The organism is Bacillus sp. RO2, from assembly GCF_012911845.1.
GTDB lineage: Bacteria > Bacillota > Bacilli > Bacillales > Bacillaceae_I > Sutcliffiella_A.
Genome location: NZ_JAAXCU010000009.1, coordinates 1 through 12,557, shown reverse-complemented (window position 1 = coordinate 12,557; position 12,557 = coordinate 1). Strand labels below are relative to the sequence as shown.

Annotated in this window: 14 protein-coding genes; 9 read left to right on the top strand and 5 right to left on the bottom strand. The window is 40.7% G+C overall.

The features are described 5' to 3' along the window. Positions 1-40: 40 nt before the first annotated feature. On the top strand, positions 41-2,830 hold the full coding sequence (locus HF078_RS00745) for a carbohydrate binding domain-containing protein (RefSeq protein WP_346775294.1): 2,790 nt from the start codon (positions 41-43) through the stop codon (positions 2,828-2,830). 211 nt (positions 2,831-3,041) lie between these two features. On the opposite strand, the gene HF078_RS00740 is transcribed toward HF078_RS00745, so the two are convergent. Then, a complete protein-coding gene (locus HF078_RS00740; RefSeq protein ID WP_169289412.1) occupies positions 3,042-3,437 on the bottom strand; it encodes a YuzC family spore coat inner layer protein in 396 nt (131 codons plus the stop codon). 76 nt (positions 3,438-3,513) lie between these two features. Continuing rightward, a complete protein-coding gene (locus HF078_RS00735) occupies positions 3,514-4,362 on the bottom strand; it encodes an SDR family oxidoreductase (protein WP_169289411.1) in 849 nt (282 codons plus the stop codon). Between the two features lie 145 nt (positions 4,363-4,507). Here HF078_RS00735 and HF078_RS00730 point away from each other — a divergent pair, with 145 nt between their 5' ends. From HF078_RS00730 to HF078_RS00720, 3 genes are all read left to right on the top strand, one after another. Continuing rightward, positions 4,508-5,119, top strand: coding sequence for a DedA family protein (locus HF078_RS00730; RefSeq protein ID WP_169289410.1), 612 nt, complete (start codon positions 4,508-4,510; stop codon positions 5,117-5,119). Positions 5,120-5,179: 60 nt separating this feature from the next. Further along, positions 5,180-5,803, top strand: a complete 624-nt coding sequence (locus HF078_RS00725) for an SIMPL domain-containing protein (RefSeq protein ID WP_169289409.1) — start codon at positions 5,180-5,182, stop codon at positions 5,801-5,803. A gap of 197 nt (positions 5,804-6,000) precedes the next feature. Then, positions 6,001-6,384, top strand: a complete 384-nt coding sequence (locus HF078_RS00720; RefSeq protein ID WP_169289408.1) for a hotdog fold thioesterase — start codon at positions 6,001-6,003, stop codon at positions 6,382-6,384. 31 nt (positions 6,385-6,415) lie between these two features. Here HF078_RS00720 and HF078_RS00715 read toward each other — a convergent pair whose 3' ends face one another. Together HF078_RS00715 and HF078_RS00710 are read right to left on the bottom strand one after the other, a co-directional pair. Further along, positions 6,416-7,120 (bottom strand): DNA alkylation repair protein, encoded by a 705-nt coding sequence (locus HF078_RS00715; protein WP_169289407.1) that lies wholly within the window; start codon positions 7,118-7,120, stop codon positions 6,416-6,418. Positions 7,121-7,192: 72 nt separating this feature from the next. Next, on the bottom strand, positions 7,193-8,380 hold the full coding sequence (locus HF078_RS00710) for an MFS transporter (protein WP_240951649.1): 1,188 nt from the start codon (positions 8,378-8,380) through the stop codon (positions 7,193-7,195). Positions 8,381-8,600: 220 nt separating this feature from the next. On the opposite strand from HF078_RS00710, the gene kapD reads away from it, so the two are divergent. After that, on the top strand, positions 8,601-9,224 hold the full coding sequence (kapD, locus tag HF078_RS00705; RefSeq protein WP_169289406.1) for a 3'-5' exonuclease KapD: 624 nt from the start codon (positions 8,601-8,603) through the stop codon (positions 9,222-9,224). A 40-nt stretch (positions 9,225-9,264) separates the two neighbouring features. On the opposite strand, the gene kapB is transcribed toward kapD, so the two are convergent. Beyond that, positions 9,265-9,651 (bottom strand): kinase-associated lipoprotein KapB, encoded by a 387-nt coding sequence (gene kapB / locus HF078_RS00700; protein WP_169289424.1) that lies wholly within the window; start codon positions 9,649-9,651, stop codon positions 9,265-9,267. 90 nt (positions 9,652-9,741) lie between these two features. Here kapB and HF078_RS00695 point away from each other — a divergent pair, with 90 nt between their 5' ends. The 4 genes from HF078_RS00695 to HF078_RS00680 all read left to right on the top strand — a co-directional run bounded on the left by HF078_RS00695 (position 9,742) and on the right by HF078_RS00680 (position 12,245). After that, positions 9,742-10,500 (top strand): peptidylprolyl isomerase, encoded by a 759-nt coding sequence (locus tag HF078_RS00695; RefSeq protein ID WP_169289405.1) that lies wholly within the window; start codon positions 9,742-9,744, stop codon positions 10,498-10,500. Between the two features lie 85 nt (positions 10,501-10,585). Next, positions 10,586-10,789, top strand: coding sequence for a hypothetical protein (locus tag HF078_RS00690; RefSeq protein ID WP_169289404.1), 204 nt, complete (start codon positions 10,586-10,588; stop codon positions 10,787-10,789). 123 nt (positions 10,790-10,912) lie between these two features. Beyond that, entirely contained in the window at positions 10,913-11,488 is a 576-nt protein-coding gene (locus tag HF078_RS00685; protein WP_169289403.1) for a superoxide dismutase family protein, read from the top strand. 151 nt (positions 11,489-11,639) lie between these two features. Next, entirely contained in the window at positions 11,640-12,245 is a 606-nt protein-coding gene (locus HF078_RS00680; protein ID WP_169289402.1) for a histidine phosphatase family protein, read from the top strand. Positions 12,246-12,557 lie beyond the last annotated feature (312 nt).

Sequence of the window (12,557 nt, the reverse complement as noted above, 5' to 3'; positions counted from 1 at the left end):
TTAAGAAAGGAAAACACAAAAGGGTGAAGGAGGAAGAAATGTGTTTAAAAAAGGATTCACGGTCATGTTGGCAGCATGCTTACTGACAACGGGGTACTCTCACGTCTATTCCAATGATGCTGTAGGGAAAGGAGAGAACAGTCAAACAATGACAGATGGAGAAAAAGATTGGCAGCTGGTATGGGAAGATAATTTTGAAGGATCAGAATTAGATCAATCTAAATGGTCATATGACACAGGTAACGGATTTGTCCAGCCAGATGGCACTTATGTATCGGGTTGGGGAAATGAAGAGCTTCAATATTATAAAGAAGATAATGTGTCAGTCGAGGGGGGAAATCTTGTTCTAACTGGAAAAAGTGAAACTGCTTCGGATGAGCATGGAACATACGACTATACCTCCGGCAAAATCCATACAAAGGGGAAGTTCAACCAGAAGTATGGAAAGTTTGAAGCAAAGATCAAACTACCAGCCGGACAAGGCTATTGGCCTGCTTTCTGGATGATGCCAGAAGAAGACAAGTACGGAGGCTGGGCGGCATCTGGTGAAATTGACATCATGGAGGCAGCTGGTGGAGACGTGCACACAGTAGGCGGTGCCATCCATTATGGCAGCCAATGGCCGAATAATACTTATACCGCAAAAGATTACCATTTTGGAGAAGGTGCAGACATCACAAGATACAATGTCTATTCTGTAGAATGGGAACCTGGAGAAATTAGATGGTATGTTAATGGAGAACTTTTTCAAACGCTTAATAACTGGACAAGTCTAAATGGAGAAAATGGAACGAAATATTCCTATCCCGCACCTTTTGATCAGGAGTTTTATCTCATTCTTAACCTGGCAATCGGAGGCTGGTATGGTGGAGGGCCAGATGATTCCACCGAATTCCCGGGACGGATGGAAGTGGATTATGTAAAGGTTTATAAATTGGACGAAGAGCAATATCGTGTGCCTGTAGAGCCTGTTTTTGAAAAAGAAGAGTTGCCGGTAGGATCCAAGGAACCTGTGAATGGTAACTATATCTATGACAATGCTTTTGAAAATGGATTTACAGAAATTAAGGATGGAACGGAAACATTCAGTGATGATGAATGGAACTTTGTTCATTTAAATCAGTTTGGTGGAAATGGAAGCGCTTCAGTAGAAGATGGATTTGCAAAGATTGATATCAGTCAAGCCGGTTCACAGCCGCATTCCATTCAGTTGATTCAGAACGTACCTGCGGGAGTAGGGAGAACATACAAAATTAGCTTTGATGCGAAAGCTGCTTCTAATAGAAAAATGAATCTTAAGGTTAGCGGCGGAGAAGCTCGGGGTTGGTCACTCTATTCTCCAAATTATGAGGTAGCGTTAACACCTGATCTACAAAGCTATGAATTTACGTACCAAATGCAAGCGGAATCAGATGCGAAAGCTCGCCTAGAATTCAATATGGGCTTAAATATAAATTCTGTTTGGATTGGAAATGTAAAAGTGGAGGAAATAGATGCCATCGATCCATACAATGAAGACGCAGCGAAGCCACCGCTACGTAATGGCAACCATATTTATAATGGGACCTTTGACCAGGGTAGAATGGATCGAATGACATATTGGAATCTTATCTTAAATGGAGCAGATGTACAAGCATATGTTGAAGAAGATACAAGAGCATTAAAGGTGGATGTAAAAGAAGACGGAGCACCAGATTCTGTTCAACTTGTTCAAAAAGGTATTTCCATAAAGAGCAACAATGAATACACACTTTCCTTGGATGCTAGTGCCGTAGAAGGAAGAGACATACAGGTTGCTGTTGTAAGTAAAGATGGAAGTGAAAATTATTCCGGCTGGAAGACGGTTTCCCTATCCGCAACAAGAGAAAACAAATCGTTTACTTTTCAACCAGATGCTGTAGATGATTCCGATGCCAAGTTAGTATTTTTATTAGGTGGAAGTGCAGGGTCCATAACATTAGATAATGTATCAATGTTTGCAAAGAAACTGCGTGCAGATGTTTTATCCTTTGAAGAGATTTTCCCGTTAAAAAATGGGAAGTTCAACTTCGGTCTTGAACATTGGAATAACCATGTCCAAGGGGTTTATGATGGACCTTCTAACGCTAGCTTTGAGGTGTTAGATGGAAAAGCAGTAACAACCGTTAATAATGTAGGATGGAACCCATGGGATGTCATCTTCATGCAGGAAGGCCTCCAGATGAAAGGCGGAAACACGTATCTTGTTTCCTTTGATGCTTCTTCCAGTTTAGAACGTAATATGGAGGTGGTATTAGAGGACAGTTCGTATAACCGTTCTTTGTCAGAGCTGATTTCACTTAATTCAGAGCCAACTACTTACACTTTTGAAGTAACACTTAACGAGGATAAGCAACTTGGTCTTAAATATTTGCTAGGAAACGTAGCAGGTAACGAAATTACAGATGAAGAGCACTATATAGTCCTTGATAATGTAAAAGTGGAAGTAGCAGGGGAAAGAGAGAAGCTGTTCCCACTTAAAAATGGCGATCTTACTAATAGCATCGAAAACTGGAATTTGCATGTGCAAGGTGAGCATGATGACAATTCATCTAAAGCGAGCGTAAAAGCGAAGGACGAACATGCCACCGTTACGGTAGAAAACCTAGGTACAAACCCCTGGGATATCATGTTCTTCCAAGATGATCTTGAGCTTTCAGGAGGCAGAACATATGAACTTCAAGTGGAAACAAGATCAAATCACCCTAGAAATATGGAAGTGGTAGTGGACAATGGAGCACCATTTTATCACAGGTTTTTTGAGGATATAGTGAAGATCGGTCCAAAACCGCAAAACTATCAATTTGAATAGGAACAACCAGAAGATGCAAAGCTAGGTCTTAAATTCTTGTTAGGTAACATGGAGGGTGTTTCTAAGAAAAAACATCACATCGACTTCCGAGAAGTGAAACTTGAAGCAAAAGGCGCGCGAGCCTTCCTAGAACAACTTGAAGGAACAGAAGACGCCACGGAGTAATTCATAACAACAAAAAGGATTACAGGAGAACCTGTAATCCTTTTTGTCATCCCCATCTTAAAGAGATGGTCAAGTGGCAGCAATCTTTTCCTTCTATTTCAGACGTCATATTCAAATTAATGCCATCCGGATTAAAGTCCACTTTCACACCAGAATGCACACCTGTTGAAAGTAATAGTTGAGACACTTTTTCTTTGTTACCTTCCTGTGCAGCTGCCATCACTTCCGATGCGAACTCTTTGGAATCAGACAGCTTCTGCAAAATGATGCTGGCCTCTTTCATCAATTGTTGCATGGATTCTGCTGATTCAGTAAAAACAGTCGGATCGACCTCTGGGTAGACCCGGAAAAATGCTCTTGGCATTGCATGCATGTACACAGGAAAATAAACATTTCTTGGATAATAGACTGGGCGGTGGAAAGGGGTTTGATAAAAATACATGACGAACCCTCCATTTTTTCATCGGTACAGTACTATATGTAATATAAGAAGGAATGGAGAGTTGTCACCCTTCTATTTAGTCTTTATTCCTTAATTGGCTTAATACAATCTTTTCCCATACTCTCCAAGGTAATAGACGCTTGGCAAGTAGAGAGAGCCTTACACCCTTTCCGACGGTATAGCGGAGTGAGGGAGTTTGCTTCATGTCGGCTATCTTCAACACCAGGTTAGCAACTTCAACAGGGTCCCCATACTTTTCTCGATCTTTTTGAAGTCTGTTATTCATCGCTGTAAACAACTCATGGTATGGGGAATTGTAGTTTCCGGCTTTGGGTGACATATGGGTGCCGGAAGACCAAATATTCGTTTGAAACGAGCCTGGTTCCACAAGCACCACGTCTATGCCGAACTTCTTTACTTCCAGTCTGAGACTCTCACTGTACCCTTCTAAAGCATATTTAGAGGAAACATAAGGGGAAAGGCCGGGGAAGCCAATTAAGCCGCTGATGGAGCTAATATTGATGATTCTGCCGTTGCCTTTCTTTCGCATCTTCGGAAGCACATGATTTGTTACCCTCATTACTCCCAAAAGATTGGTTTCCAACTGAAACTGATATTCTTCCATTCTCAACTCTTCAGCAAAACCAGCAACAGCAAAACCAGCATTATTGATGAGCACATCCACACTGTCTAGCCCCTGAACAATGCTACCGAAATTATTCACAGATTCTTCATCTGTTACATCCAATAAGGCAAAAGTCAGATTACCCGCATCCTTTGGAGTCACTTCTTCCAATAAGGTGGATTTCTTCGCTTCATCCCTGATTGTTGCAACTACATGATATCCCACTTCTAGAAAAGCTTTGGTAAATGTTTTTCCGAAGCCTCCGGAAGCACCTGTAATGATGACTGTCTTCTTTTTCATGGTTAAAGCCTCCCTAGCATTAATTGGCGAAGAGTTTGATAGTTTATTAATAAAATATAAAAGGAATAAATACTATACACTGAACAATGGTGTTTGGCGTATGGAAGCATAACAAACTTTGCTTCGGGCAGAAAGAAGGGGTCACATGGATTTGACCATTATCTTTGAAATAATAAAGGAATATGGATATATAGGATTATTTTTATGGCTTTGGTTAGGTATGTTCGGTATCCCGGTGCCTAATGAAGTTTTTGTAAGCTCAGTAGGGATTGTCGCACAAAAGGGACTCCTGGAGACATCGCCTGCATTAATCACAATTTATCTAGGAGTGATAGCAAGTTTAACCACCTGTTACTTTCTAGGACGGTTCTTAGGGAAAGGCGTGTATTCAAAGCTTGAGAAACACGATAAAATGGAAGCTTCCTTTGAAAAGGGGGAAAAACTTTTGAATAAATATCATGCCTATGCATTATGTATTTCCTATTTCCTGCCCGGAGTGAGAAATGTCGTTCCTTTTTTGGCTGGATTTATGAAACTGCCATACTATCAGTTTGCCATAGCAGCCTATACATCTGCAATTCTATGGGTGACGACATTCTTCTTCATGGGGAGGCTTGTTTGGAATTATTTACAGCTTTTCGTAGTGTATAGATTGGAGTTGCAGATTGCCGCATCTGTTTTTATCGTGTTGTACTTTGCTTATGAAAGGTACAAAAAGCAAAACGACCCCAGTTTTATTTTCCAAAAGTATCGTTAACGTATATGTTAGATCGTCCCCTCATAGACTATGATTAAAAGGTTATGGGGGATGGTGGTCATGTTGCAACGAACAATGCTTGTTCAAGGAACCGCAAAAAAAGAAGTCCAATCGGATATTGCGTACCTGCAATTAGGAGTGGTCACCACCAATCCTGATGTACAACGAGCACAAGAAGAAAATAGATTGATAGCTAATCGAATAATTCAAGCCCTTATAGCAGCCGGCATTCCTCAAGAAGATATTGAAACATCCTCTTATACTTCCTTTCCGCGTTATGAAACAGATCCATCAGGTAATTCTGTCCTATCTGGCTATGAAGTCCGCCACATTTTCCGCATAGCAGTCAGAGATATTACAAAAGCGGGCACCATCGTGGATGTGGCATTTGAAAATGGTGCAAATATGTCAGAGAGTGTATCATTTGAAGTTTCCAATTTTAACGAAATCTACCGTCATGTCCTACAGCTGGCAGTTGTGGATGGGGCGAAAAAGGCACATGCGATGGCTGTAACTCTACAAGTTTGCCTTTCTCCCGTACCAATCAAGGTGGAGGAGGTTACACAACCAGTATTTACAGGGCCACGTTATGCCTCTTTGGCTGTTCAAGAAAAAGCAAGCACACCAATTAAGCCACAAGAAATTACCATTAGTGCCTCTGTTAATCTTGAATATATATATTAAAACAACAGACCGTTTCGTCTTCCAGTTTGGAAGGTGGCGGTCTGTTTTTAACAAAAACATCAATTTTTTATGCAAAAAGGGGGGAGATCCATGCTGGATTGGACGGCACTTATTCCTATTTTTGTATTATTCTCTGTGTATTTTCTTTTTGCAGTAGTATTATTAAGAGATAAGCAGAAATAAAGGAGGAACCAGAATTGGAACTAGAAAATACACTAATAGATTTACTTGGAATCGAAATTGTAGAACTGTCGGAAGAAAGAGCAGTAGCCACTATGCCAGTAGATAAACGCACCCATCAACCATTCGGATTGTTGCATGGAGGAGCGTCAGTGGCCTTGGCTGAGACGATTGCAAGTATCGGGACTTTTAATCTGATCGACAAGGAAACCGAAATTTGTGTCGGGTTGGAGATAAATGCAAATCATCTCAAAGGAAAAAAGGATGGGGTTGTGAAGGCAATCGGTACTCCATTACACCGCGGAAAATCGACGATGGTTTGGGATATAAAAATTGTCGATGAGGAAGACGCGTTAATTTGTATTTCCCGTTGTACCATGGCTATTTTAAAGAAAAGGTAAAGAAAGAAAAAGAGAAGAGGAGCGGGGGTATTTAAACCTCCATTCCCCTCTTCGCCATATGCTTCAGTCCCTCACGTCGGCTAAGAGGCGCCAAATCCTCCGTAGAGTTAATGAACCTCAGCACTTTAGCTGGATCAGTCTTGGAATACTCCCTTAATGCCCAGCCAATCGCCTTCTGAATAAAAAACTCCCTAGACCCCTTTGTAGCCTCTATATAGGAAAACAGCTTCTCAGCATCTGTCTTACTTTTGTACTTCAATTGAAAAAGAATAGCAGATCTTTGCAGCCAGAAATTATCGGACTCAATCCATCTATCTGGAAAATCCTCCAAACTTGCCTTCTCCCTCAGCAAAATTGCCCCTACATGATGTGGTGCAATATGATCCACCGTGTCCCACCATGAATTTGTACTAATCAATTCTTCCAAAAAGGGGAGCCACTCAGCGTCGAGCTTTTTTATATGAACATCTATCATCGCAAGGGCCGCATAATGGAATTCCCTTTCAGGCTGAGTATATAAAAAAGTTACAAGCGGCTTGATCCATCCTCGTTCTGGCTTGCCATATTCTACAAAAAATCTTTTTAATAACTCTTTTCGCTCAGGCGACTTTATCCCTAAGAAAGGGAAGTGATTGCGCATATAGTTTTCCATAGGTTCTCTATTGCATTCGTTCCCATTTGTTCGAAATATTTCGATTAACTCATTTTGATACCTTTCCAATGGAATGCTAGCCATAAAAAAACCTCCCATATCCTGTCCTTTTACTAGTAGGATACAGGAAATAAGGAGGAGGTGAAACCAAGCAATTTAAGATTCTACTATTTTTTTTGCACTTTCTGAATGAAGGATGCTATAGAGTAACATCACTCCTGAGCATAAAAAGATAAAACTAGTGATATAAAACACAGTAGTAATCCCGTAAAAGCCAGCAATCATTCCGCCCATTACAGGTCCAATAACATTCCCCAAGAATCGGAAACTGACATTGTAGCCGAGCACTTCTCCCTGCATGGATAACGGAGCTACATTACGGATATATGCTGTCATACATGGAATCAAACCACCCACCACCATGCCAAACAAGAAACGGAACAGGACAAGCTGCCAAAGCGATGTGGCAAGTGCTTGAGGAATAAAGAGTATCGAACTTGCAAGCATAAGAATGACGATGACTTTGTCATGGCCAATGTTATCCCCAAGTTTTCCCCAGTTTCGTGAAGCTAACAAATTACCAAAGCCTGTGGCAGAGAATGCGAACCCTGCAAGCAAGGCGATATTTGTTGCGACTCCACCTGTTAATTCATTCACATAAAGTGCAAGTAAGGGCTGAATGCTGAAATTAGCCGCCTGGATGAACATGGATAAGAACATAATCTTAAGCAATAGAGGTTTTTGTATGATATATTGCAGTACTTCTTTCCGTGAATATTTCTTTTCTTTTTGATTAGCAGAACTTTTTTTCTTCTCTTTAATGCCGAATGCCACTAGAATCACAGCTAAATAAATTAGGGCTGATGTAAGGAAAAACGTGTAGGCAAAGCCGAAGGAATCCGCAAGCATGCCGCCAATCAATGGGCCGAGGAGTCCGCCGGAAACCGTACCTGTCTGTAAGGTTCCGAGTGTTTTTCCTGCAATCTCTTTTGGTGCTTGAGAGGAGATTAAAGCCATTGAAGTCGGGATGAATCCGGTTGCCAATCCCATGATCATGCGGAGAATGAACAGTCCATGAACAGAATCCACCACACTCATCAACAGGATGCTGGTTGCAATTCCTGTTCCCGTTAACAACAAGATCGGCTTAAAACCGTACTTATCCCCAATTCTTCCCCAAATCGGTGAAACGAAAAACGCTGTGAGAAAGGTAATGCCAAAAATAAATCCCGACCAACGCTGTACATAGGAATCAGAGTAATTCCCGAACGTCTCAATGAATAAGGATAAGAAAGGGAGAATCATAGTAGCACTAGCAGCAACGAAAAAGTTCGCAATCCACATGATGAACAAGTTTCGTCCTGATATGGAGATGATCGTCACCTTCTCTTCATAAATTTCGGATTTTAAATATTTCGTATAACTAAATAATAACGTATTCTTCAGGAAAATCAACAAAACAAGCTTTAATTTTGGAAAAATGAGTGAATTTCGTGCTAAAAACGTTATTCACCGTGATATAATATAGTAATAAAATTCTGAAAATTAAAGAGGGAGGGGAACCATGAAGTCAACACCGGTACACTTGTTTATTGATTTTGAATTTACGATGCCTGAAAATAGAAATTATCCAAAAAATTTTTTCCCCGAAATCATTGAAGCAGGAATTGTTGCAGTGGAAAAAGATAAAATAATGGACCAATATTCAAACTATATTCGCCCAACGGCATTCACAACTTTGACTAACCGTTGTAAGTCATTCTTAAATATCAGTCAAAGGGATGTCCTTGAGGGGGCAAGTTTTGAAGAGTTAATAGACGTTTTGAATTCCTATAACGTACAAGAGAGAGGAACAGTTGTAACGTGGGGGAATATGGATATGAAGGTGCTTAGAAACAACTGTGATTTTCACGGAGTACCTTTTCCATTGACGTGCAAGCATGTGGATCTTTCGATGGAATACAAGAAATTCTTTGGTGACCAAAATCAAACAGGGCTATGGAAAGCTGTGCAAGAATACGGAAAGGAAGGTACAGGTAAGCACCACCGGGCACTTGATGATGCGCTTACGACATATAATATCTTTCGACTCGTTGAAAAGGACAAAAGTTATCTTGCCAAACCAGAACCTACTACAATTGGAGACCGAATTGATCTTTCAAAGATAATAAATAAATACGCCTTATAAAAAGCCAAATCCCTTAACTAGGAGATTTGGCTTTTATTTTCTAACATCCAAGTTTATAATCCTTTTTTAGAATGGAAAAGTTTTCTATGCTTCTTTTTGCCCATAAACTCTCGTCATTCTCGAGTGCTTGCGTTGCAGAGTCTAGTGCAATTTTCAACGATTCTTTGTAATCAAGAACTACCCCATCATAGGGCTTCACCATGTTTTTAGGTATGTTGGTCTGTTCATGAAAGGCCAAAGCCCGACGCTCATGAAAGAGCGGAACGTCCGTTTCTTTAGGTGCGTGCAAATCCCCTTGCTGTGGATGCTTCAAAACTGCTTTTACCTTAACTAAATAATGCATAGGGCGAATAGCTGTTACTTCCCCAATATATTTTCCAGTTTTATAAATCCCGGTTACGATGCTGCCGATCTCTATTTTCTCCATCATTAGTCCCCTTTCGCATTCAGATAGTGATTTTTTTTGTTATATTTAGTAATATCTTGTTAAGCAAATAAAATATGGGGTGTGACACACGTGAAAAAATTGATGATTATGATCCTTGCGCTACTTCTTATTGTAACAGGTTGTGGGGCAAGTACAAATGAAGAAAATGCAACTAGCAATAATGCAACAAACGAACAACAGACGGAAGAAAATGCAGGACAAGAAACAGAAGATGAAGGAGCCGGCGAGGAAGTTGAAATTGGTGAGTTTCAACAGTTTACGAACTCTAGTGAGACAATCCGGACTGTAGAAATAGAAACAACAAAAGGGAAAATGGTTGTAAACCTTTATCCAGAGGCAGCACCAAAAGCAGTAGAGAACTTTGTTACACATGCAGAAAATGGCTACTATGATGGATTGATCTTTCACCGTGTCATAGAAGATTTCATGATTCAAGGTGGAGATCCAGAAGGTACAGGTAGAGGTGGAGAAAGTATCTATGGACAACCGTTTGAAGACGAGTTCAGTCGTGAGATGCTGCACTTCAGAGGTGCTCTTTCTATGGCGAATTCTGGAGCGAATACTAACGGAAGTCAATTTTTCATTGTTCATGCTAAAGAGGTAGATGAGGCAACAATGGAATCAATGATCAAAGCAGGATATCCTGAAGAAGTTATAGAATTGTATGAGGAGAATGGCGGGACACCTGGATTAGATTTTAGACATACCGTATTTGGACAAGTGGTGGAAGGCATGGAAGTGCTTGATGCCATTGCAACAGTGGAGACTGGAGAAGCAGACAAGCCAGTAGAAGATGTCGTGATAGAGAAAATGACCGTAGTAAAATAAGGAAGTGTGTGCCGAGATTGGTTCCATGCAGAAACTTTTGATATAATGAATAAGTTCATAACCTTTGAAAGGTCGTGTGGTAACGATGCTTAATTTTTTTATGTTACAACTATTCTTATATTTTCCAGAAGATAAATCTGAGTACATTCCTGCAGGAATTACCTTTGCCATTTTCTTTATAGCTGCTATTTTTGTTTTTCGATATATTATTAAAGTTTCCAGAAGTGAAAGCCAGAAGGCGAAGGAATTAGAGGAACAATTGCGAAGGGAAAAAGTTATTAAAGATTGAAATGTTTAAGGGCTCATTCACCAATAATGGTGAAGTGAGCCCTTTTTTTATTGTACAAAAACATATTCCCCCTCACTTTCGGGGAAACTTTGGTAAAACGAGTAATGGGAGGTCGACTATTCTATGCGGGCAAAAATGTTATTCCTGTCTTTTTTGGTATGCTTAGTTTTAACAGGGTGCATGGAGAGCAAAATAACGGCACTAGATGTGGAGATATTTAATGCAACTGGTGACTCTCTAGGAGTTGCCAAGGTTTCGGAAGATCCGAATGGTGTGAAGATTGAATTGAATCTAGAGGGACTTCCTCCTGGAGAGCATGCAGTACATATTCACGAAAAAGGGTTATGCGATGCACCTGATTTTAAAACGGCAGGCAATCACTTCAATCCTGATGACAAGCAGCATGGTTTAATGCACCCTGAAGGAGCCCATGTAGGAGACTTGCCGAATATCATTGTGGAAGATGACGGGACGGTCATTGCAGAATTGATGGCACCACAAGCAACATTAGAGGAGGGGAAAACCTCCCTATTCGGCAAAGATGGAACGGCAATTATCATTACAGAAAACATTGATGATGGCATGACTCAGCCGGCAGGTGATTCAGGAGAGAGAATTGCATGTGGCGTCATCACAAAAGAGGTAGCAGAAAAAAATGAAGCCGTAGAAGAACCGGTAGATGAAGCCGAAAAAAAATAACTTAACTAAAAGGCACACACTAAGAGGTGTGTCTTTTGTTTTGCATAAATAAAAAATTTCGTTGTATTATTACAGAAATATTCGTAATCTTATTGACACAGTTCATAGTTTTAAGATAATTTTAAATTTATAGATAAAAGGGGGTGCATCTTTGGAGATACTATTAATAAGGCATGGACAATCAGAAGCAGATATTCTCCAAGTTCATGAGGGGAGAGCAGACTACCCTTTGACGGAACTTGGAAAGATGCAGGCAAAAAGGCTGGCTTGCCGATTAAACGAACATTGTCCTCCAGATATCATATGGACCAGTACATTAAAAAGAGCGTCAGAAACGGCCGCCATTTTGGCCGAAGAAGTGGGCTGCATGGTAATTAAGGAACCAGGCCTGATGGAATATAACAATGGAGTCCTGGCAGGTTTACCTAGAGAAGTGGCAGCTACTAAGTATCCATTGCCGCCGGGAGGAAGAAAACCACATGAGAGGATTCAGAATGGAGAGTCCGAAATTGAATTTCGCATGAGGGCCGAACTGACGTTATCAAAAATCTTATCAGAGAGTTCTGCTGTTGTCAGAATTGCAATTGTGTCACATGGGGGAACTACTTCTAATTTATTGAAAGCACTGCTGCAGTTACCCGTTCATACGAACATTAAGTTCCCGACAGGAGATACAGGAATGCACATTATCAGGAAAAATGATGAAGGTTTATCTGTTGTTTCATTGAATAATTCAGAGCACTTATATAATATGTAATCGGGTTATGCAAGCGTTGTGCTGCATAACCCATATTTTTTGTTCCTATATAACTCCGCTGGTGATTTCCGCAAATGGCTTTGCTTTCCTAGGGGCTGACGTGAGCCCCCTCGGCTACGCCGAAGCCACTGAAATAGAGCTTGATTTTGAAATTTTACTAAACACCGCTGATGATTTCCGCAAATGGCTTCGCTTTCCTAGGGGCACTGCTGGAGCCTCCTCGGCTACGCCTGCGGGGTCTCCACCTAGCGCTATCTCCCTCAGGAGTCTTCGCCTTTTGCTCCAATCATCTGCTAACTATCTATTCATATC

Excerpts from the sequence above, each read along its gene's own strand:
- HF078_RS00740 (WP_169289412.1), bottom strand. The coding sequence starts at position 3,437 with ATGTATTTTTATCAAACCCCTTTCCACCGCCCAGTCTATTATCCAAGA.
- HF078_RS00735 (WP_169289411.1), bottom strand. The coding sequence starts at position 4,362 with ATGAAAAAGAAGACAGTCATCATTACAGGTGCTTCCGGAGGCTTCGGA.
- HF078_RS00730 (WP_169289410.1), top strand. The coding sequence starts at position 4,508 with ATGGATTTGACCATTATCTTTGAAATAATAAAGGAATATGGATATATA.
- HF078_RS00725 (WP_169289409.1), top strand. The coding sequence starts at position 5,180 with ATGTTGCAACGAACAATGCTTGTTCAAGGAACCGCAAAAAAAGAAGTC.
- HF078_RS00715 (WP_169289407.1), bottom strand. The coding sequence starts at position 7,120 with ATGGCTAGCATTCCATTGGAAAGGTATCAAAATGAGTTAATCGAAATA.
- HF078_RS00710 (WP_240951649.1), bottom strand. The coding sequence starts at position 8,380 with ATGTGGATTGCGAACTTTTTCGTTGCTGCTAGTGCTACTATGATTCTC.
- kapD (WP_169289406.1), top strand. The coding sequence starts at position 8,601 with ATGAAGTCAACACCGGTACACTTGTTTATTGATTTTGAATTTACGATG.
- kapB (WP_169289424.1), bottom strand. The coding sequence starts at position 9,651 with ATGGAGAAAATAGAGATCGGCAGCATCGTAACCGGGATTTATAAAACT.
- HF078_RS00690 (WP_169289404.1), top strand. The coding sequence starts at position 10,586 with ATGCTTAATTTTTTTATGTTACAACTATTCTTATATTTTCCAGAAGAT.
- HF078_RS00685 (WP_169289403.1), top strand. The coding sequence starts at position 10,913 with ATGCGGGCAAAAATGTTATTCCTGTCTTTTTTGGTATGCTTAGTTTTA.